This is a genomic window from Vibrio palustris, from assembly GCF_024346995.1.
Lineage (GTDB): Bacteria > Pseudomonadota > Gammaproteobacteria > Enterobacterales > Vibrionaceae > Vibrio > Vibrio palustris.
This window is the reverse complement of record NZ_AP024887.1, coordinates 1,246,167-1,267,113: the sequence shown is the minus strand read 5'-3', so window position 1 is coordinate 1,267,113 and position 20,947 is coordinate 1,246,167. Positions and strand designations below refer to the sequence as shown.

General features: G+C 45.2%; 17 protein-coding genes. 8 read left to right on the top strand and 9 right to left on the bottom strand.

Annotated elements, in window-relative coordinates; translation table 11 throughout:
* The first annotated feature begins 144 nt into the window (after positions 1-144).
* From macA to OCU30_RS06035, 5 genes are all read left to right on the top strand, one after another.
* Positions 145-1,326, top strand: coding sequence for a macrolide transporter subunit MacA (gene macA, locus OCU30_RS06055; RefSeq protein WP_077313075.1), 1,182 nt, complete (start codon positions 145-147; stop codon positions 1,324-1,326).
* Positions 1,326-3,314 carry a MacB family efflux pump subunit gene (locus OCU30_RS06050; protein ID WP_077313076.1) on the top strand — a complete coding sequence of 663 codons (1,989 nt, stop codon included), beginning with the start codon at positions 1,326-1,328 and terminating at the stop codon, positions 3,312-3,314. The genes macA and OCU30_RS06050 overlap by 1 nt, the downstream gene beginning before the upstream one ends.
* A gap of 6 nt (positions 3,315-3,320) precedes the next feature.
* A complete protein-coding gene (locus OCU30_RS06045; RefSeq protein ID WP_235861826.1) occupies positions 3,321-4,739 on the top strand; it encodes an efflux transporter outer membrane subunit in 1,419 nt (472 codons plus the stop codon).
* A gap of 232 nt (positions 4,740-4,971) precedes the next feature.
* On the top strand, positions 4,972-6,909 hold the full coding sequence (locus OCU30_RS06040) for a RecQ family ATP-dependent DNA helicase (RefSeq protein WP_077313077.1): 1,938 nt from the start codon (positions 4,972-4,974) through the stop codon (positions 6,907-6,909).
* A 97-nt stretch (positions 6,910-7,006) separates the two neighbouring features.
* Positions 7,007-8,044: a purine-nucleoside phosphorylase gene (locus tag OCU30_RS06035; RefSeq protein WP_077313078.1), complete on the top strand. Its 1,038-nt coding sequence runs from the start codon at positions 7,007-7,009 to the stop codon at positions 8,042-8,044.
* 72 nt (positions 8,045-8,116) lie between these two features.
* On the opposite strand, the gene OCU30_RS06030 is transcribed toward OCU30_RS06035, so the two are convergent.
* Together OCU30_RS06030 and OCU30_RS06025 are read right to left on the bottom strand one after the other, a co-directional pair.
* The gene (locus tag OCU30_RS06030) at positions 8,117-8,458 is read right to left on the bottom strand and encodes an MliC family protein (protein WP_077313079.1); all 342 of its coding nucleotides are present in this window, start codon (positions 8,456-8,458) and stop codon (positions 8,117-8,119) included.
* Positions 8,459-8,491: 33 nt separating this feature from the next.
* Positions 8,492-9,535, bottom strand: a complete 1,044-nt coding sequence (locus OCU30_RS06025) for a DUF1176 domain-containing protein (RefSeq protein ID WP_077313080.1) — start codon at positions 9,533-9,535, stop codon at positions 8,492-8,494.
* Between the two features lie 203 nt (positions 9,536-9,738).
* Here OCU30_RS06025 and OCU30_RS06020 point away from each other — a divergent pair, with 203 nt between their 5' ends.
* The 3 genes from OCU30_RS06020 to OCU30_RS06010 all read left to right on the top strand — a co-directional run bounded on the left by OCU30_RS06020 (position 9,739) and on the right by OCU30_RS06010 (position 12,766).
* Positions 9,739-10,185, top strand: a complete 447-nt coding sequence (locus tag OCU30_RS06020) for a DUF2946 domain-containing protein (RefSeq protein WP_077313081.1) — start codon at positions 9,739-9,741, stop codon at positions 10,183-10,185.
* Between the two features lie 78 nt (positions 10,186-10,263).
* Complete coding sequence (locus OCU30_RS06015) at positions 10,264-11,574, top strand: PepSY-associated TM helix domain-containing protein (protein ID WP_077313082.1); 1,311 nt, start codon at positions 10,264-10,266, stop codon at positions 11,572-11,574.
* Between the two features lie 175 nt (positions 11,575-11,749).
* Positions 11,750-12,766, top strand: coding sequence for a lipoate--protein ligase (locus tag OCU30_RS06010; protein ID WP_077313083.1), 1,017 nt, complete (start codon positions 11,750-11,752; stop codon positions 12,764-12,766).
* A gap of 104 nt (positions 12,767-12,870) precedes the next feature.
* Here the strand turns inward: OCU30_RS06010 and OCU30_RS06005 are convergent, their stop codons facing one another.
* From OCU30_RS06005 to OCU30_RS05975, 7 genes are all read right to left on the bottom strand, one after another.
* Positions 12,871-14,088: a tetratricopeptide repeat protein gene (locus tag OCU30_RS06005; protein ID WP_077313084.1), complete on the bottom strand. Its 1,218-nt coding sequence runs from the start codon at positions 14,086-14,088 to the stop codon at positions 12,871-12,873.
* A gap of 12 nt (positions 14,089-14,100) precedes the next feature.
* Positions 14,101-14,730, bottom strand: coding sequence for an energy transducer TonB (locus OCU30_RS06000; protein ID WP_077313085.1), 630 nt, complete (start codon positions 14,728-14,730; stop codon positions 14,101-14,103).
* Between the two features lie 3 nt (positions 14,731-14,733).
* The gene (locus OCU30_RS05995; RefSeq protein WP_077313086.1) at positions 14,734-15,141 is read right to left on the bottom strand and encodes an ExbD/TolR family protein; all 408 of its coding nucleotides are present in this window, start codon (positions 15,139-15,141) and stop codon (positions 14,734-14,736) included.
* Positions 15,142-15,166: 25 nt separating this feature from the next.
* Positions 15,167-15,694 (bottom strand): MotA/TolQ/ExbB proton channel family protein, encoded by a 528-nt coding sequence (locus tag OCU30_RS05990; RefSeq protein WP_077313087.1) that lies wholly within the window; start codon positions 15,692-15,694, stop codon positions 15,167-15,169.
* A gap of 9 nt (positions 15,695-15,703) precedes the next feature.
* Positions 15,704-17,083, bottom strand: coding sequence for a MotA/TolQ/ExbB proton channel family protein (locus tag OCU30_RS05985; protein WP_077313088.1), 1,380 nt, complete (start codon positions 17,081-17,083; stop codon positions 15,704-15,706).
* Positions 17,080-17,850: a DUF3450 domain-containing protein gene (locus tag OCU30_RS05980; RefSeq protein ID WP_077313089.1), complete on the bottom strand. Its 771-nt coding sequence runs from the start codon at positions 17,848-17,850 to the stop codon at positions 17,080-17,082. The genes OCU30_RS05985 and OCU30_RS05980 overlap by 4 nt, the downstream gene beginning before the upstream one ends.
* Before the next feature lie 77 nt (positions 17,851-17,927).
* Positions 17,928-20,411, bottom strand: a complete 2,484-nt coding sequence (locus tag OCU30_RS05975; RefSeq protein ID WP_077313091.1) for a TonB-dependent receptor plug domain-containing protein — start codon at positions 20,409-20,411, stop codon at positions 17,928-17,930.
* Positions 20,412-20,947 lie beyond the last annotated feature (536 nt).

Below are 20,947 nucleotides of genomic sequence, written 5' to 3'. Positions count from 1 at the left end.
GGGCGAAAACAAACGTTTGCCCCCGGTTTATAGATAAGACTGTAATCCATTAATATTTCAGCCTTTTTATCTTTGCATCTCTGCTCAATTCGTTTTATAAATATCTAATACGTTTCATTCACCCACCATGAGCACTCACAATCTATGCCTACTTTTTTAAAACGTAAAATCGTTTTTATCCCGTTAATTTTATTAATTATTGCAGGTGGTGCTTATATCTTAATGGCTCCAGAACCAGAAAAACCGCAATATACGACTCAGCCGGTCACCCGGGGTAACATTGAAAAAACCGTATTGGCGACAGGTATGTTGCATGCATCAACCATGGTGGAAGTCGGCGCGCAGGCATCAGGACAAATTAATCGATTAGCGGTCAATTTGGGTGACGATATCAAACAAGGTCAGCTCGTCGCACAAATCGATAGCATGACGCAACAAAATACTCTAAAAGAAGCACAGGCATCACTCAATAGTCTGCAAGCTCAACTACGCGCCAAACAAGCACAAATCCGCCAGGCGCAAGCAGAATACCAACGTCAACAAGCCATGCTCAAAGATCAAGCCAGCTCGAAGGCCGATTATGAAAGTGCTGAAGCTAATCTTGCCATTTTTAAAGCAGAGGCCGAGCAACTGGATGCAAAAATTCAGCAGGCGACCATTTCACTTGATACCGCCAAAGTCGACTTAGGATACACCACTATTTCAGCTCCTATGGACGGCACCGTTGTTTATAAAGCGGTATCCGAAGGTCAAACCGTCAATGCCAATCAAACCACTCCCACCATTATTGAGTTGGCTAACTTAAACAAAATGACCGTCAAGGTTGAGATTTCCGAAGCAGATATCATTCATGTAAAACCTGGCATGCCGGTGCATTTCACCATTATGGGCGATCCCGAACATCAATACGTAGCCAAGCTGCGTGCGATAGAACCGGGGCCGACTATCATGACTGGCGATGACAGTAATTTATCCGCAGGTGATAGTGATGCGATTTACTATTATGGATTATTCGATATTGCCAACCCAAATCACATTTTGCGAATTGGTATGACAGCTCAAGTCTCTATTGTTCTACAAGACGCCAACAACGTATTGATGGTGCCCTCTCAAGCTGTTAGCTCTACCACTGACGACACAGGGAAAAATCATTATACAGTGCCCGTTTTAGAGCAAGGAAAGATGGTCTATCGTGATGTGACTATCGGCGTAAATAACAAAGTGAATACAGAGATAGAATCTGGACTAAAACAAGGAGACGAAGTGATTGTTGGTATGCCAGGCGGTGACAACTTTGCCGATAAAATCGGACGAGGGCCGTTTTAATGTCAACACCTTTACTTGAAGTTCGTCATGTCTCTCGCTCTTTTAGCGCCGGCGACGAATCATTAACGGTACTCAATGACATCAATTTAACGATTAATCGGGGCGAAATGGTCGCCATTGTTGGCTCCTCGGGTTCCGGTAAATCAACGTTAATGAATACGCTAGGCTGTCTTGATCAGCCGACCAAAGGTCAGTATCTGGTCAATGGACAAGATACTTCACATATGGAATCGGATGAACTAGCTAGATTAAGACGTGAGTATTTCGGGTTTATTTTCCAACGCTATCACTTGTTAGGAGATTTGAACGCCCTTGGTAACGTTGAGATGCCCGCCGTGTATGCCGGCATAGAACGGAAAGCCCGCGAAGAGCGTGCGGCGGCTTTGCTTTCTCGGCTCGGCCTGCACGATAGACTGGATCACAAACCGAATCAGCTCAGTGGTGGGCAGCAGCAACGCGTTTCTGTCGCACGCGCGTTGATGAATGGTGGTGATGTTATTCTTGCCGATGAGCCGACCGGCGCGCTTGATAGTAAAAGCGGACAAGAGATGATGCAATTGTTGCGCGAGTTGCATCAGCAAGGTCACACAATCGTCTTGGTCACTCACGATATGGCAGTCGCCGAGTTTGCCGACCGAATTATAGAAATTAAAGATGGAGAAATAATAAGTGACACCGTCACTGAAAAATCATCTTCTCCAACCATAGCATCAGATCCTGTCATCTCGACCACACAACCGCCTGACGATGCCCCGCCCTCAACACGGAGCTTTCGTTTCGCGGGTCAGTTTGTCGATGCATTAATTGAGTCATTCAAAATGGCTCTCATTGCCATGTCCAACCATAAGTTACGCACGTTTCTGACCATGCTCGGCATTATTATTGGTATTGCCTCTGTCGTATCGGTAGTGGCATTGGGGCGAGGCTCACAAGAAGCGATTTTAGCTAACTTCAAATCCATGGGGACGAATACGATTAGCATCTATCCAGGGAAGGGATTTGGCGATCGAAAATCAGGCCGCATACGAACACTTAATTACAGTGATGTCGAAGCGTTAAAAGCGGCGCCTTATGTCGATAGTGCCACTCCGCAAATCTCTACATCTGCAGTCGTGCGTTATTTGGATAAAAATAAAACCGCCCGCCTCACTGGCGTTAATCAAGATTTTTTCCGTGTGAAAGGCTTCAGCTTAGCCAGTGGGCAGTTATTCAATGCACAAAGTACCCGCGCCATTGCATTAGAAGCCGTCATTAACGACAACACGAGAAAAGAGATCTTTCCTGACACCAATGCGGTTGGCAAAGTGCTGATCATCAATAATATTCCAGTGCGAATCATTGGCGTTACGGAGCCAACCAGTAGTCCATTTGGCAATAGTGAACAGCTCGAAATTTGGGTTCCTTATACTACGGTTAATACGCGATTTTTAGGCAGTTATTATTTAAGCACCATCATTATCCGCATTAAAGATGGCACGCCAATGAAGTCTGGCGAGCAAGCGATTAACTCACTCATGAAGATGCGTCATGGCGTGAAAGACTTCTTTACGTTTAACTTTGATACCGTGCGTAAGAATGTTGAGAAATCGACGCAAACAATGGCTATTTTAATCTCTGCGATTGCTATTATCTCGCTCATTGTCGGCGGGATCGGTGTAATGAACATTATGCTGGTATCTGTCACAGAGCGAACCAAAGAAATTGGTGTGCGCATGGCCGTGGGCGCCCGACAAGCCGATATCTTACGCCAATTTCTTATCGAGGCCATTCTCGTGTGCCTGTGTGGTGGTGCGATTGGTATTGGCTTAGCCTTTGGAATTGGGGCGGTATTTGACGCTGTGGTCAAAGGCAATATCCAAATGGTTTACTCAACCGCTTCCATTGTCTATGCGTTTGTATGCTCTACCCTCATCGGGATCGTGTTTGGCTTTTTGCCAGCGCGTAATGCTGCGAAACTCAACCCAATTGATGCCTTATCTAGAGAGTAGTTTGTCATGATAAAACCGATAATTCATATGACCACGGTGGCAATGTGCGTTTCATTTATGGTGGGATGTGTCAACCGTTCAGAGTTTAAGGCTCCACAAACGGATGTCCCAGCCCAGTGGCAACATAATAAAGCAATCGATAGTAAACGGGCCATTACCAGCCAGTGGTGGACTCAATTACACGATCCTAAGCTGAATCAATTAATTAAGCGTACACTCAACACCAATAACGATTTAATTCTTGCTGCACTCACGCTCAAAAAAGCCCGTTTGAATGCAGGCATTGATGAAAGAGCACTTTATCCAGATGTTAATTCTACAACGTCCGCTCAACGCTCTAAAGCACTCGACAACGGCAATAGCAGTACAGCAAGCTATTCAACCAATCTTAGCTTAAATTATGAAATCGACTTATGGAGCAAGCTGTCTCGGCAAAGTGATGCCAGCTCATGGGCCGCGATGGCTAGCCAAGAAGATTTAGAAGCGACCGCACAAAGCTTAGTATCAACAACTGCCCAACTTTATTGGCAAGTTAATTATCTCCACCAGCGCTTAGAGCTGAGCAAAGAAAATATCGCGTCAGCAAAGTCCACTTTGAAGCTGGCAAACAGCCAATATTCTCATGGTGCGGTGTCACGATTAAATGTGCTTGAAGCAAAACGCAATTTAGCGGGTTTAGAAGCGACTCACAGCAGTTTTGTGCAGCAGTTTTTAGAAGCTCGCAATGCGTTGGCAGTCTTATTTAATCAAGCGCCTAAAGCGATGTCATTACCACTCAAACCGTTACCAACCGGCGAATTACCGAAGATCCATGCCGGTATTCCAGCGCAACTACTCAAACGTCGCCCTGATGTTAAATCCGCTTTGTATCAATTAAAATCCGCTTTAGCCTCAAAAGATGCTACCGATGGTGCATTTTTCCCACAACTGAGTTTAACCGGTGCTATTGGTGGGACATCTGAGCAATTGAGTAACTTGCTGTCTAACCCTATTGGTACGCTGGGGGCCAACCTCACTCTGCCATTTTTAAATTGGAATCAAATGCAGTTGACCCGTGATATATCAGATGTGAATTATCAAACCGCAGTTGTCAATTATCGCCAAACGCTCTATTCCGCGTTCGAAGATGTGAATAATGCCCTATCCGCACGGATTAATTTGCGTATCCAACAAGATAAGCTGCAACAACAGTTCAATAATGCCTCAGAAGCCGAATCCATTTATCTTAGTCAATATGAAAACGGAGCAATCAGCATTACTGACTTGTTAGATGCACAAGAAAATGCCCGTAATGCCAAAGCCGCATTACTAGAAAATCGCTATAACCAATTAGTCAATTTAGCGACGGTTTATCAGAGCTTAGGCGGGAAAGATGTTCTCACCGACGCAGAGCCACTGCTTTCCGGCGAAAACACATCATCTTAACCACTTGCTTTGCCTTTATCTATGTAGTCAAAGCAATACGTTTAGACACCGCCTCATAACATAGTGCTGCGAATACCACGTCGCGGGAGACGCTCTGGCGAAGCGTGGTTCGCATCACACAGAGATACCATAGAGCTTAAAGTCGCATTAAATTAGTTATATTGATAAGGACTTTATACGCTATTTGGGTACCAACACCGCTCGTATTTATCCCCCAGCCGAGGACAGCAACATGACGACTCCCATTGAAGACACGCTACAACACTATTTTGGCTTTGATACACTCCGGCATGGACAATCAGAAGTCATTTCACGTGTCGCGGACGGTCAATCAGCTGCGGCGATATTTCCCACCGGATCAGGTAAATCACTCTGTTATCAACTACCGGCCTTACATCTCCCGCATCTCACTTTGGTGATATCCCCACTCCTGGCGTTAATGCAAGATCAGTTGGCGTTTTTACATAGCAAAGGGATTGCTGCGGCGAGTATTGACTCAACCCAAGACCGAGCCAGCGTACAGCAAGTCATGCAACAAGCGCGCTCAGGGGAGCTGCGTATCTTGATGATTTCCGTCGAGAGACTAAAAAACGAACGTTTTCGCCAGTTTATATCTCAAGTGCCGATTTCGCTCTTGGTTGTCGATGAAGCACACTGTATTTCTGAATGGGGTCATAACTTTCGTCCTGACTACTTAAAACTGCCTCGTTATCGTCATGAGTTAAACATCCCTCAAGTGTTATTGTTGACGGCGACCGCAACGGAGCAAGTCGTCACTGACATGAGTGAAAAATTCGCCATCCCCCGTGATGCCATCACGATTACCGGTTTCTATCGCCCCAATTTAACGCTCTGTGTACAGCCATGCCAAGACGCAGACAAAACTGCTCAATTAGAAAATATACTCCAACAAGCGCCTCATTCACCGACAATTGTCTACGTCACATTACAAAAAACCGCTGAAGATGTCGCCAGTACTTTGCAACGAGCTGGGATCAATGCCATCGCCTATCATGCAGGGTTAGCCAATGACCAACGCGAGTTTATCCAATCTCAATTTATGCAAGGTCAGATTCCGTGCATTGTCGCTACAATCGCCTTTGGCATGGGCATAGACAAAGCCGATATCCGCCGAGTGATTCATTATGATTTACCCAAATCGATAGAAAATTATTCACAAGAAATTGGCCGAGCTGGGCGAGATGGGCAACCGTCAGATTGCATTACACTTGCCAATACAGAACATGTGAATGTGTTAGAGAATTTCATCTACGGAGATACTCCCGACAAACCCTCGATTGCCACCGTTATTGAGCAAATCTATCAAAGTGAGCAAGGGGAATGGGAAGTAATGATGAATCGCCTTTCACGCGATAGCCATATCCGCCTACTGCCGCTAAAAACGTTACTGGTTTATCTAGAGCTTGAGCAAGTGATAGAAGCTCAATACAGCTATTTTGCGACCTATCGCTTTAAACTTATTGATTCAATCAAAAATATCATCGCGCGTTTTAACGGCGAGCGACGTCAATTTGTTGCCGACATCTTCCAATGTTCTATTCCTGCCAAAATATGGTACACATTAGATTTTGAGCGCTTATGGCAACAATGTCATGCCGATCGCCGCCGAGTAATTGCAGCAATTGACTACTTTCATGAACAAGGCTGGATCGAATTAGAAAGTAAGCAAATTACCGATGTCTATCGGGTATTACATACCGAGACTCCAGTAGTAGAGGTGGTGGAACGTTTACATCAACTCTTTTTGCAAAAAGAGCGCAGTGAAATTGAACGAATTCAGGTCATGCTAGACTTTTTTGCGAGTAATAACTGTCTGAGCCAAGAGCTGGCGCGCTATTTCTCTGATAACCATGCTCCCCAGCATTGTGGGCATTGCTCAGTGTGTTCAGGCTCGGTCGCACAACTGCCTAGTGCTGAATTAGCCCCGCTGCCTCATGATGCCATTCCGCAGTGGATCGCGCCGTTTGTTGAGGCTTGCCATCAGCAGGATATTACGCTGACAAACGCTGCAATTAGTCGTTTTCTATGCGGTTTAACCAACCCAATGACAACGAAAGTGAAAGCCAATAAAATGGCTGGCTTTGCACAGTTGGCAGACTATCCTTTTGCACAAGTCAAACAAGCCGTTCGTGAGCATAGAGCGGACTAGCCCTTCATTATCCTGATACGCGTCTTGAGATAACCTTCTGGGGATCCTCAGAAAATTTTGTTAGTATCTTGGCGCTTTTTACTTTTATAGGGATATCATGATAACACGTTCTTTTCTCACCGCGCTGAGCGCCCTTGCCGTTGCTGGCTCAGCCAATGCTTATACGACCGATAAACACACTATTATTACGCCAAAAGTCATGATCATCACCATGTTTGGTGGCGAAGCTAAGCCTTGGCTTGACGAGGAAAAGTTTACGCGCTCCATATCATTGCCTGGGCTCAACCCCGAGTATCCTAATATGTCTTGTACCAATAATGATGTATGTATGGTAACAACCGCAATGGGCTATGCGAACGCAGCCACCACGTTAACTGCGGTCGCATTCAATTCTCGCTTAGACCTATCGCATACTTATTTTATTATTGCGGGTGTCGGAGGTGTAGAGCCTAAATATGGGACACTAGGTTCAGCTCATTGGGCTCGTTATGTGATTGATGGAGGGTTACTGCACCGCATCGACACACGCCAAACCCCAAAAACATGGCAGCATGGTGTCTTCGAATTAGGTAGCGATGCTCCCGGCAAAAAGCCACAATGGCATGCTGGTACAGAAGTGTATCATCTCAACGAAGCTCTGGTTAACCAAGCGTATACAATCAGCAAATCAGTGAAACTATTCGATACGCCACAAGCGCAAAAGGAGCGTTCGACGTTTAAAGCAAACTCTATTGCTGCGAGTAAGCCCCGAGTGTCTATCTGTGACACGCTCTCCAGTGATACGTTTTGGGCCGGGTCTAAGATCGCGCAAGCCATGCAAAAACACGCAGCTTTACTCACGCAAGGTAAAGCAAAAATTTGTACAACACAGATGGAAGATAATGCCAGTCTTACCGCATTGAAGCGCGCGTCGCAAGCCAATCGCTTAGACTTCGATCGGGTATTAGTCCTACGTACGGCATCCAATTTTGATCAAGAAACGCCAGAAAGCACACCACTAACGACATTAACGCAAAGTAAAGCTGGCTATAAACCGGCCACCGTCAATGCGTACCGCGTTGCTCATGCTGTCTCATACGCAATATCGCACCATTGGTCTGATTGGAAAGACGGGATAAAACAACAAGTTAAATAGAACAGGTTACGCAAAGAATAAAAAATGGGGAACGTTCTGTTCCCCATTTTTAAGACGCAATGCTCATATCCCTTATCGCGCTTGTACGCAATGATACAAGGTATTATCAATGGTTAGGAGCGCCGAATTGTCTTTAGCCCAAAACTCAATAGACTCGCCAATATAACGCGCACCAGATGCAGACTCGGCACCTTGTAACACCGTTGTATCCGTTTGCGTTGATAACGCTATAACGTCGGAATCGGTATATTGCACATATACATCGTCTAATGAGCCACAGTGATAAGTCACCGCATGAGGGATAGACGTGTCAGAATCTAGCGGTGCCGATGAAGACCCCACTTCGACGCAGCCAGTCAGCCCTAGACTACTCATGGCGAGCATAGCGATCATGCTAGAATTATTCCATATCATAATATCTCCTCAACACGTTCTATCCCTCTCAGATTAGCGTGACGCAACAACCGCATGATACTGCGTCATTGCATCAATACCGCTCGCAATTTCGCGGCACAATCCTGTGGTACTTTGTGTGACTTTAGCAAACTTAAATCCATCGAACACCCATTTACCATGAGTCATACAATCGCCAATACCGCGACCTTTATGAGTATACGCCAACACACCGTGCTGGTAATGATTCACTTTTTTACTGACAATCTGTGGCTTAAAAAACGGTTTATCATTTTTCACCACCACCGCTAACTGACCTTGGTTATACGCACCTGAGTAGCATGTAGCGGTCAGTAATGTCCGCTTTTCCGTTAATTTAGCGACGTTAAAATGCGCTAATGGTACCGGTTTTCCTTGCTTTTTCGGCGCCATATCAGGACATTGCGCCTGCATAAGCTTATTCATCACAGGACTGAAGTGTTGATAAGCAGCTTGTCCTTTTTTCACAGGTTTTACGTTGTCATCAATGACATTGACTGGATAAATTACTGGCACAAAAGGAGCTGCGGGGACACTTGCAGTAGAGTTATTACCTTTATCGATCACGGCGCTAGGCGTGCCATTACGTTGTTGAATATCATCCATTTGACGAAATACATCACGTGCGCCCTGCGTTGATATCGGCCAACTCTCTTTACCTTCAGAGACGATGATGCTCGGTGAATTGCTCTGCATTGCATCAGTTAAAGCATTCACTTGTGGGCGCGTTAAATGACCACTGTTGGCAATACGCCCCAACGCTTGTCCATTGACCGTTAGACGGTAAGATTGCCTATTCTGGTGAGTGTGTTGGGCGGATTGAAAGAAAACTTTACCTTGAAAATCGGCGTCCCCGCCAGCTCGGCGAGTTAACTTAACTGCGGATGGATGCTCACTGCCGGGCTTCGTATATCCTGCGGCGCTACAGGTATTTTCATTATTACACACTAATATCCAATCTTGGCGTTGCAATGGTGTTTTGTTGGCAGACACCGACGACGGTGTACTACAGCCCACCATCAAAAACGGCACACTGAATATGAGCAATGGTTTTAACATGCTAATGTCATTCCTTATTCGTCTAAATTATACCCATCGAACGTCTCGTAACTCACTCGCAGAGGCCGAGTCAGCAGAGTACACAAACGGCTAATTCTAAAAGGGTTCATTATGTTTTATGTCAACAAAATCACAAAACCTCTGGTAACGACTGAAATTAAACGGCAGAATCGACCCGACTGAAGTAAAAAAAGCTAACGATTATGGTATATTCCCGCTTCTTCTCGGGGATTGGATTGTTCACTTTGTCGCAACAACGATTTAGACAGCCTAAATTTTTGCATATTGTCAGTCAGTTGGCTTTGTTTGCCATTTTGCTGCTGTACATTGCCCCTGTGATCTCGATGTCTATTGTCATGACGCGTCACCAACCGCTCATGGATATGTCATCGACCATGACATCGTCTAAAACGGTAACGATGGCAGCAATGTCACCATCATCCATGTCTCATCATGGCGGCTGGTGCCAATACTGTGACCTATTAGCAACCTTACATGGCTCGACGAGCTTGGCGCTGATCATGCCGCCAGTTGCGGGTCAATTGATTCTTACGCCTATCGAAGGTGGGCAACTCTCACCTATCGATAATCGCACATCCCATAACCTTCCTCGCGCCCCACCCGTAATACGCTCATTACCTTTTGTATAATCTAATTATTTCAACTAAGCCACGGTTTTAAACCTGGCATGGTTATACCGTTTATTTACTAATGAGAATTTTATTATTATGACTCGCTCAGCTCATAACTCGACCAATAGCTTGGCCGCATTTATTAAGCGTTTGCATTTCTATATCGGCTTATTTATTGGTCCTTTCATTTTTATGTCAGCCTTAACGGGTACTATCTACGTGATGACCCCACAACTTGAACACTGGGTTTACCATGATCAACTGACAACCACTTCTCAAGGTCCAGTACAGCCACTGAGTAAGCAAATTGCGGCCGCGCAGAACAGTCTTAAATCACCACTTGTAATTAAATCGGTACGTCCTGCCCCGCAACCAGGAGACACGACGCGCGTTTTATTTCGCGATCCAACATTAACGCGCTATCGTGCTAATACTGTCTTTATCGACCCTGTAACGTTAGAGGTCAAAGGCGATCTTGCCACCTATGGCACCAGCGGTATTTTACCATTACGTACCACCCTAGATTTCTTACATAAAGATCTCCTATTGGGAGATTTTGGTCGCTACTACAGTGAACTGGCCGCCTCATGGATGTGGATTGCGGCGATGGGTGGTATTATTTTGTGGTGGCGCCAGCGACGCAGTATTGCTCGCCAAGCTAAGGCTGGCACATTTGCACATTATCGTTCTAGACACAGTAAAGTGGCGCTATGGATAAGCCTTGGCTTGATCTTTTTTTCAGCGACAGGACTCACTTGGTCCAAATGGGCCGGAGGGAATATCGCACAATGGCGTCAAGCAATTGGCTGGGTAACTCCCTCACCAACACGTCAGCTCAATGATGAACCAAGTCATCCGGTGTCGATTACAAATCAAGAATTTGATCAAGTCCTTCACACAGCGCGTACCGCAGGTATTGAGTCGGGAAAAATAGAAATTGTCCCAGCTTACACGAGTGATCGAGCTTGGTATGTTCGTGAAATTCATCGCGCATGGCCAACACAAGTCGACTCTTTAACCGTTGATCCATCCACCATGCAAGTGATTTCTCACGCTGAGTTTGCGCACTTCCCACTCATCGCTAAACTGATCCGTTGGGGAATTGACGCCCACATGGGCGTGTTATTTGGATTACCGAACCAGCTAATACTCATCGCATTTGGTTTAGCTTTATGTGCGGTGATTGTTTGGGGATATAAAATGTGGTGGAAACGCCGCCCCACATCAGGCGATTCATTAGAACCATTAAGCAAAACATGGGCGGCGCTTTCTCCTCTATTACGTATTGTCGTGATTGTCATCGCACTAGGGTTAGGGTTTGCGCTACCTGTGATGGGGGTGAGTTTACTGATTTTCTGTATCATTGATGTGCTGCGCTGGAAATGTTTTCACGCAACCTCTAGCTAGACAACGTAACCGTCGATTTATCGCAAGAGGTGCCTAAGGCGCCTCTTTGCGTTATACGGGCGGAGACTGAAAGAATCCACTGGCGTCGTGATTAAAATATGCTATCGTCTCATCGATAAATCATCATGCCTGTTTAAACCATTGGTAGCATAGGCAACAGTGTTAGAGGAAGATAATGAATAAAACACGAGTGTTAATTTCCAACTCGCATAATCCTTGGTTTAATTTAGCCGTTGAAGACATCATATTTCGCTCTATGTCGGCCGATCAACGAGTCCTGTTTTTATGGCAGAACGACGATACCGTCGTGATCGGCCGTGCGCAAAATCCGTGGAAAGAATGTCGTACCGAGCAAATGGAACGTGACAACGTCACATTAGCACGTCGTCAAACTGGCGGTGGTGCTGTGTTCCATGATTTAGGCAATACCTGCTTTACATTTATGGCCGGAAAACCGGAATACGATAAAACCGTCTCCACGCAAATTGTTTTAGATGCCCTCGCCTCTTTAGGCATTGATGCCCAAGCCAACGGTCGTAACGATCTTGTCGTGAGCGATGAAAACGGCATCAGAAAATTCTCTGGCTCTGCTTATCGTGAAACGATCAATCGAGGTTTTCATCACGGTACTATTCTCATGAGTACTGATATGACGCGTTTGGGGGATTACTTAAACCCCGACGAAAAGAAATTGAAAGCCAAAGGTATCACATCGGTGAAATCTCGCGTGATCAATTTAAATACACTCATTGAAAACATTGATCATCCAATGATCTGTGAAGCCATGATTAATGCCTATTGCCACTATTTTGATACTGAGGTCGAGATTGAACACATCTCGCCCGATAATGCTGAATACTTACCCGATTTCAAAGAAAAATTTGCCAAACAAAGTAGTTGGGAATGGAACTTTGGCAGCACGCCTGCATTTGAGCACGCGCTAAGCGAGCGCTTTAGTTGGGGCGGCGTCGATATTCACTTAGATGTCGAAAAAGGCCAAATCTCTCGGGCACAGCTGTTTACCGATATGCTCGACCCGACACCAATTGAAGCACTACAAAGCGCGTTAGTTGGCTATAACTATGAGCCGCAAGCCTTATCTCAATGCATCGCGACCGTGCAAGCCGAGCTCCCTGAGCATACTGACCTATTGAACGATGTCAAAATCTGGTTGAACCAACAAGTTAGCTGATTAATACCATCGCGACTAAAAAAAAGGGAAGCCGAAGCTTCCCTTTGCTGCGTGCGACTGACTCACACTTAGCATCACTTTGTTAATACAAAGCCACACATTCTTTAGCCTTGTAGGTACGATATCCACGCTTGTGCCATCGGCTTAACCTCTTTCGATTGCACCGCTTTTTTCATCGCTTCTAACGCTTTACTGGTTTTATGCAATTCAAAATACGCCATCCCCGTTAGATACTTGAGTTCAGCTTTATTATCCGCATTCGCATCAGGCGAAGGCGTCTGCGCAAACGCTAATACACCTTGGTAGTCTTTATTTTGCAGCATCAGTTTAGTAATGCGCTGTTGAGCATCCCAAGTTGGCGCCATCTGGTACGCATCTTGGTAAGACTCAATCGCTTTATCCAATTCTTGTGCTTGATGATAAAAACTGCCTAACTGTTCAACGTGTTTGGCGCTACGTTCCACATTGCCCTGTTGCATCGCGGTCTCAAGAATTGTCGCCGCTCGATAAGGAATACTCATAAACGCTTCGAAATTCGATAACCGTAAAATTTCTTTTTCGTCGGTCATTAGACCTAAGTTATATGGCATTTCCAGCGCCGCTAACGCTTTTTTCTCTTGCTCAAGCTCCATATAGGCACCAGAGAGCTGAGTCCAGTAACGTTTTTTAGTTGGGTATTGAGTGGTTAAGCTTTTCAATACACCGACCATATTTTGATACTGGCCTAACTCATGGTAAGCCGCCATTAAAAGTAGATACCAGTTTTCACTGGGTGAGTCACTAAGCTTAATCGCTTGCTTCATTGGAGCCACAACATGACGATAGTCTTCAACCTGTGCATACGCACTCGCCAGTAACACATACGCGCTCGATTGCGGTTTTTCTTCAGTCGTTTTACTGACTGCAAACCACTGCTGCAATGTCGCAATTGACTCTTTATACTGCTCCTGTGCAAGATAAAGTTGTCCAAGGGCATAGCGCACTTGCTGAGCAACCTCAACAGGTAACCCCTGTGATTTAATCGCTTTAGCGAAGTATTCAATTGCCTTGGGGTAATTATCCTGCATCGAATATAAGTAGCCGATTTGTTGCATCAACACCGCTTTATCGAACTTGCGTGACGCCCCCTCTAACGCATGTTGCAACTTCTCATGCGCGTCGGAATACTTCTTCAACGCAATCAGACGCTGCACACTATTGACCACTCGATAGGTATAATCCGATAACTGCGGTTTAGATTTCGCATACACCGCCGTTGACGTTACCATATTGGTTAACAGCAAAGTTAAGGATGCCAGTAACACTGTCAGTATTTTTCTCATCGTTTACCTTCCTTAGTTAACCGAAAACTCAATTTCTTGAGAAATCCGTGCCGATGTCGGTTTACCATCCACCATTTTCGGTTTAAAGGTCCACTTCGCGACGGTACGCCTTGCCGTTCGACCAAGATTAAGATGACGCGGGTCTTCTTTGACCACTTTGACATTTTCTACCGCACCGTTCGCATTGACAGTAAATTCCAGTTGCACAATGCCTTTTTTCAAGCCAGAACGGGCCGCTTTACGTGGCATCTGCGGCAAAAACGTCGCTAATGGTGTCGGACCGTTACTACCAACAGCTTGTCCACCACCTTGGCCAAAACTGCCTAATACAGAGCCACCGCTAATATTAACGGGTAAGTCTAAATTGGGCATGTCCATGGCCATTTTTTGCACTGTCGGCTTAACCGTCGACGTCACTTTTAACTTCGGTGGTGGTGGCGGACGCTTCGGTGGTTTGGGCTTAGGAAGTTCACGCTTTTTCTCTTCAACTTTGTTATCGCGCTTAACACGTACAAAGTCGACCATGCTGACATCATCGCCAGATTTCAGCTGATGGTGCTCTTTGTTAACCAGCTTGTCCATGCCCCAAAATAGGCTTAAACAGACAACGAGCGCCAGTGCTATTGCAGCCAAATAGCGCATAGCTTACCCCTTATGCTTCGCGGCAATCGATATGTTCTGAACGCCAGCCATCCGAATTTGATCCATCACTTTAACGACAACACCTGCTCCGGCTTCTTCATCTGCTTGAATAACCACCGCGCCTTCAGGACTTTCGGCTCTTAAACGTTCAATATTGGCGCGGACAGCATCAACTTCAATACGCCGTTTATCCACCCAGACATCACCACTTGCTCCGACTGCAACCATAATGTTGCCTTTTGAGACGGTTTGCGCCGTATTGGCACTCGGACGGTTCACTTCAATCCCCGCCTCTTTAACAAATGACGTTGTCACAATGAAGAATATCAACATAATGAAGACGATATCGAGCATCGGTGTCATATCGATTGCTGCTTCTTCATCATTTTCAGTACTATAACGTCGTTTCATGACCTATTACCTCTCAATCCTTTGTTTAGACCATGTGCTTAAGCTGGTCTTCTAATTTCTGAGTTGTTACTTTCGCTAGATGGTCTAAGCGAGAGCTAAAAAATAACCCAGACAATGAGGCCACCATACCGGCTAGCGTTGGGATTGTTGCTTTTGAAATCCCAGATGCCATGGCACGAGGACTCCCCGTGCCAACCACTGCAAGAATGTCAAAGACATGGATCATTCCCACAACGGTACCCAGCAAACCTAATAATGGACACAACGCAATCAACACTTTGATTACCGGCAATCCTCGCCGATTCTCAACACTTTGTTGCGATACCAATTCATTACGAATGGCGTGTGCATTCCAGCTTTTCTTATCATCACGTGCCGTCCATAGTTCTAACGCTTGCTTACGTAGCCTCGGCGCCATGGTCGCAAAGTAGAACCAGCGTTCTAACATCAGGACCCATAAAACAACGGTCAGAACAAAAATGGCAACAAGAACACTGCCTCCCATACCCAAAAAGCGTTGTATATGGTCAATTTGTGCATATAACCACCACATAATCGCTCCTTAGGCGTGTGCCGTATTCAATTTTTCTTGGTAACGAGCAATAAAACCAGCACTTTGTTCTTCAAGGATCTGTACTAAACGTCGACCTTTACTGTGAACCAGTGAATATAAGAACAGCAATGGAATTGCCACGACCAAACCAAGCATTGTGGTCACTAGAGCCTCGGAAATACCGCCTGCCATCAGTTTTGGATCGCCAGTACCAAACAAGGTAATCGCCTGGAAGGTACCGATCATTCCCATGACGGTTCCCAACAAGCCAAGCAAAGGCGCTACCGACGCAATCAATTTAATAATACTAATGAAGCGCTGAATTTGAGGGCCATGACGCAAGATGATTTCATCCAATTTAGATTCCAAATCCTCTAAATTATCCCCAGCATGATTTTTATATGCCGCGATCACTTCACCAAGTGGATTCCCCTCAATAACTGCATCCGATTTCGCTTGTTTGCGCATTTTCCCGCCGATCATCGTCAAACGGATATAACAGGCGATCGCAATCAACGCACCTACCGCACCTAAAGCGAGGATGACATAACCGACCACACCGCCTTGCTCAACACGTTCTTCTACCGTTGGGCTTTGTACCATCAAGGATAAAATCGCGCCACGAGACGGATCTAAGAAGATCGGTTGATAGTCTTGCTTGCTATGCGTAAAGGTATCTAGTAATCCAGTCATCGAACTTGATGGTTGACGAGATAACTCTTCAAACTTACCCGTTGCTGGGGTATATGTGAGGTATTTACCATCAGCAATGGCATTAAACTCTCCCACCAAAGTAACATCTGTGGTGGCTTGTTTACCTTCGCCATACACCACTGTCGCCGGTGTCGTTGTCGTTTCACCAGAGGCGACTAATTGATGTAAAATGATCTGCCAAAAGGACTCAAGCTCTTCAGTGGAAGGCAGCTCTTTACTGGAAGCAAGCTTACTCAGTAGCGCATCACGTTCAGGAAAACGGACATCATTTTGCGAAGCATGGAACGACCCTTTAAACTCCCCCGCATATTGGCGTACCACACCAAACATTTCGCCCAATGAACCAGAACGTTGCTTAAGCTTTGCCGTTAATGTCGTTAACTGTTTATCATTACCATCGAAGCTGGCTTTGAGTTTATCACCACGCTGGGTTTCCGCTTTAAGATCCGCTTTGGCTTTTTTCAGTAATTGCGCTTGTTGTTTTTCATCTTGTAAAAAGCGTTGCTCACGCTGTTTATTGAGTGTCGACTCAACCACACTTTGCGATTGTATTTTACTCAATAAATCATTTAATGTTTTAGCCGGTGCTGTGTTCGTTGCATCTGCCGCCCAAGTTGATGACACCATACATACACTAGAGATAAGTGTTAACACCCCAAGTTTTATCGGTTTCATAGTGAGGTCTCCCCTGTGTAGATTGGTAATTTGATAAGTGCCGGTGGCGCTTGTTTTTTAGCAATGCGGATGCCTTCTTGTACCGATGCACGGTAGCTTTCGGGCAGAGTTTCCCAAGTATGGGTTTGCTTATTCCACATCCCAGTTTCATCACCATCAGGAGATTGATATAACAACGCGACACGCCCTAAACGTAAAAAATCATACGTCACGGTTTGTCCATCACGCTTGAGGCTCGCTTTATAGGATTCAATCGTGCGTGAGAAGCTTTCTTCAATCTGATAGGCGTCCATGACCTTACGGAATTTTTCAGAGGTTGTGACATCTGGGCTATCCATCAACTCACGCAAAGAAGCAATACGTTGCGTACGTTCTTTTTGCTGGAATGGTAAATCAAGAGCGATAAATTCATCCAACGCATCGACCATTTTGAGCATCAATGGCACAACTTCCATCGAGGTTTGATCAATTTGCTCAATTTGGCGATGCAAAGACGCCAGTTCGTCTTCTTGCTTGCTCACCATACGCTCAACTTGGTTGTTATAGACACGCATGCTATCAAGTTGACGTAACGTCGCTTTGTAATCCGCGAACATTTGTTGCGTTTTATCCGAGTATTGATCGATTTTCTTCTGCGACACTTGCGCGGAAGTGTCTGTTTTTTGCTGTGTTGTTACCACAGAGCCTGTATCTGCAGCAAACAACGAGCTACTTGAAAGAATCAAAGCGGTTGTCACTGCGCCGATGCGAAAGTGCTTGCACTTCATATCGTCTCCTTGTGTAAAGTCAGTCTAAAATCTGGCGCGAAAATCCTTTCGCGCCAGTGGTTAAGGTAAATATGAGGTTATAGAGAGTAGCTTAAGCCGGCATAAACATAACGGCCGATGTTGTTAGCATTGGCAATATCATAACCGTCTGAATAGTTATAAAATGGCGCATCTTCATCCAACACGTTATCAATGCCAAAGGTTAGCGTTAAGCGATCAAAGCCGCTATAACTGACTTGCGCATCCCAGGTTTTCCACGCTTCTACATTAGAATGCCCTGGAGTTTCATAGCGCTGCGTGTACCCGCCCGTGTAATTGACGGTATTGACTACTGAATAGTCGGCAATATTCCACACTAAATTCGCTTTACCTTTAAAACGCGCACCGTCGTAGTAGGTACCGATGTATTCTTCAACATTACCTTCAGAATCACTACGTTTGTGTTCAATATTGTAGGTACCACGTAGCGTGGTTTTAAACTCGCCCACATTTGCGGTATCGAAAATATAGTGAATTTCGCCATCTAGCCCAGAGACTTCTTGCTTCGAAACATTCAGGTAGCTACTTTGCACGCTACGAACTCGCCCATCGGGTTCGTACGTCACACCGATATTGTTATCAACCAAATCTTGCGTATCTAAGGTATCAATCATATTGGTATTGGTAATATGGAAATAGTCCAATTTCAACGTCAAACCATCCGTTGGGTTGACAACCGTACCAAAGTTAAAGCTGTAAGAATGCTCAGCTTCTAAGTCTTTATTACCGCCGCTAACCACTTCAACTTCTTCCTTTTCGTCACCTTTACGCGGGTTTTTTACTGTTTGATAACTCCGAGTAGCACTCATGTTGACTTCTGGAAGCGTTGGCGCTTTAAAGCCTTCACTGTATGATGAGCGGAACATAATAATCTCAGAGGGTTGGTAACGCAGGGCCACTTTCGGGCTAAATGCACTGCCAAAGTCACTATAGTGCTCACCACGTGCTGCCAATTGCATCTCTAAGGTTTCATGTAATGGAACATGCAATTCAGAGTAGGCGGCAACCACATTGCGGTGTCCATCAGAGCCTGTGCCACCAGAACCAATAATCGAATTACTGGCATTGAGCGGATCAGGCGTGTCTTCACCTGCTTCATAGCGGAACTCGGTACCGACGGCAAGCTGCATATCACCCGCCGACATGGCGTAAACAGGGAACGAGGCGTCAGCATTAAAGAATGCCAGCTTAGATTCTCCTTCGCGTTCCGTGTTCGCTTTGGCATTGGCTAAAGAACTTGGATCGTTATTGGCAACAAACGGGTTATAGGCGCCGCTATCAATGGCATCTTTGTATCCGGTTTTGGTGACGTAATTTTTGCCTTCCGATTTAGTTTTGGTGTAATGGTAGCCACCGGACACACTCCAATCCACCTCAGTTTCAAACAGCGAGGTATAGCCTTCCAGCCCCGTAACAAACCGCACAGAATCGGTGGTAATTTCGTTTTTACGTGCTCCTGCTTCCATAATGCGATGGTACAAATACACATCTTCGCCATAGGTGTTATTGGGATTAGCGGCACCGACTCTCGTTAACTCGCTGTCCGGCGTGGGTGCCAAATGCGTTTTGGTTTGTACCCGGTTATAGCTCAATTCCGTATTTAACGTCAGATCTGGATTAAGTTGATGCGTTAAGGTAGACAACAGACTAAAACGTTCGGTCTCTGGCGCAATTTGGCCATATTCAGCAAAATCGTACACACAATCTTCGCTGCCGCCACACAAGGAATCGATTTCATTACCGGTTGCATCTGACATCACGGTACCTGGAACACCGTAAGAACTGCGCCAGTCATCGCCGCCTAAGCGGGTTTGATCGGCAGTATGGGTATTAGAGCGGTTTTTCTTTTCAATGTTATTCTTGCGTACAAAGTTCGCCGTTACCATAACGTTAGTAAGGCCATCATTGAAATTTTTACCCCCCGTAGCTGTTAGATCGAGTGTTTCGCCATCTTTTTTGGTGGTTTCGCCAACTTTGGCATTAAAATCAAAGCCTTCGTAATCACGTTTAGTGATTAAGTTAATCACACCGCCAATCGCGTCTGCACCATAAATCGCCGACGCGCCATCTTTCAAAATATCGATACGCTCAACGGCAGAAAGGGGGATAGAGTTGAGATCGACGAACGTATCAGAAGTGTTTTGAGCAAACGCATAATTGGCGACGCGGTGGCCGTTGAGTAAGACCAAAGTACGGCTTTGTCCCAAGCCGCGCATCGAGACGCCTGAAGAACCGGCGGCGAAACCATTGGTAAAAGAAGCGCCATAACTGTTGCCGCCATTTTGCGTTAAGCCGCGCAGTACGTCACTGACATCCGTAGCTCCCATTTGTTTGATGTCCTTCGCGGTATAGACATCCACTGGGCTCGGACCTTCCATGTCCGTTGTCGCAATATGCGAGCCCGTAACTTTCATTTTTTGCATTTTTTCGACATTGTCTTCGGCATTAGCAGATGACACACACACAACGGTGCCTAATACCAAACCAATGGCCACTGATAGGCTGGTTCTTTTATTTAACATCCATATTCCTTACGTTTGCTTTCCATATTCGTTGTAATATTTGTCCTAACTAAGCCATAGTGCACCTTGATAGCGCCTATGTTATGTATGCTCAATACGTCTTAAAGTTAGGAGTTATTGATATACACCCCCAGGAGTCATGTCGTCAAACAGCCCCCCTGAACCATTAAGAAAGTGTAAAACGCTGGATTATTATTCAAATTTGGTTGTTTGTCATGATTTTGTCATCAATTGTCAGAACAAAAACAATGGATATAATATATATGAATGATTTATGGATATTTTATGACATAGTGAAATCGTTAGTTACATAAAAGAACATAATTTTAATAATCATTTTTAATATAGCATTTAACTCTTTTTGATAGCTTTATCATCACTTAAAAGAAGAGTGCTTTTTTATGTTATCAATTCGCTAGAAAATTAGGATTTCGTTGGCTATTAGCACGCTAAAGTGTTCGTAATGTGGTATTAAGCGCCTCATTACTTGTGTTTTTTCATTCAGTAAAAGTGATTAAATTAATATTATTAGAAAT

Excerpts from the sequence above, each read along its gene's own strand:
- macA (WP_077313075.1), top strand. The coding sequence starts at position 145 with ATGCCTACTTTTTTAAAACGTAAAATCGTTTTTATCCCGTTAATTTTA.
- OCU30_RS06050 (WP_077313076.1), top strand. The coding sequence starts at position 1,326 with ATGTCAACACCTTTACTTGAAGTTCGTCATGTCTCTCGCTCTTTTAGC.
- OCU30_RS06045 (WP_235861826.1), top strand. The coding sequence starts at position 3,321 with ATGATAAAACCGATAATTCATATGACCACGGTGGCAATGTGCGTTTCA.
- OCU30_RS06040 (WP_077313077.1), top strand. The coding sequence starts at position 4,972 with ATGACGACTCCCATTGAAGACACGCTACAACACTATTTTGGCTTTGAT.
- OCU30_RS06035 (WP_077313078.1), top strand. The coding sequence starts at position 7,007 with ATGATAACACGTTCTTTTCTCACCGCGCTGAGCGCCCTTGCCGTTGCT.
- OCU30_RS06030 (WP_077313079.1), bottom strand. The coding sequence starts at position 8,458 with ATGATATGGAATAATTCTAGCATGATCGCTATGCTCGCCATGAGTAGT.
- OCU30_RS06025 (WP_077313080.1), bottom strand. The coding sequence starts at position 9,535 with ATGTTAAAACCATTGCTCATATTCAGTGTGCCGTTTTTGATGGTGGGC.
- OCU30_RS06020 (WP_077313081.1), top strand. The coding sequence starts at position 9,739 with ATGGTATATTCCCGCTTCTTCTCGGGGATTGGATTGTTCACTTTGTCG.
- OCU30_RS06015 (WP_077313082.1), top strand. The coding sequence starts at position 10,264 with ATGACTCGCTCAGCTCATAACTCGACCAATAGCTTGGCCGCATTTATT.
- OCU30_RS06010 (WP_077313083.1), top strand. The coding sequence starts at position 11,750 with ATGAATAAAACACGAGTGTTAATTTCCAACTCGCATAATCCTTGGTTT.
- OCU30_RS06005 (WP_077313084.1), bottom strand. The coding sequence starts at position 14,088 with ATGAGAAAAATACTGACAGTGTTACTGGCATCCTTAACTTTGCTGTTA.
- OCU30_RS06000 (WP_077313085.1), bottom strand. The coding sequence starts at position 14,730 with ATGCGCTATTTGGCTGCAATAGCACTGGCGCTCGTTGTCTGTTTAAGC.
- OCU30_RS05995 (WP_077313086.1), bottom strand. The coding sequence starts at position 15,141 with ATGAAACGACGTTATAGTACTGAAAATGATGAAGAAGCAGCAATCGAT.
- OCU30_RS05990 (WP_077313087.1), bottom strand. The coding sequence starts at position 15,694 with ATGTGGTGGTTATATGCACAAATTGACCATATACAACGCTTTTTGGGT.
- OCU30_RS05985 (WP_077313088.1), bottom strand. The coding sequence starts at position 17,083 with ATGAAACCGATAAAACTTGGGGTGTTAACACTTATCTCTAGTGTATGT.
- OCU30_RS05980 (WP_077313089.1), bottom strand. The coding sequence starts at position 17,850 with ATGAAGTGCAAGCACTTTCGCATCGGCGCAGTGACAACCGCTTTGATT.
- OCU30_RS05975 (WP_077313091.1), bottom strand. The coding sequence starts at position 20,411 with ATGTTAAATAAAAGAACCAGCCTATCAGTGGCCATTGGTTTGGTATTA.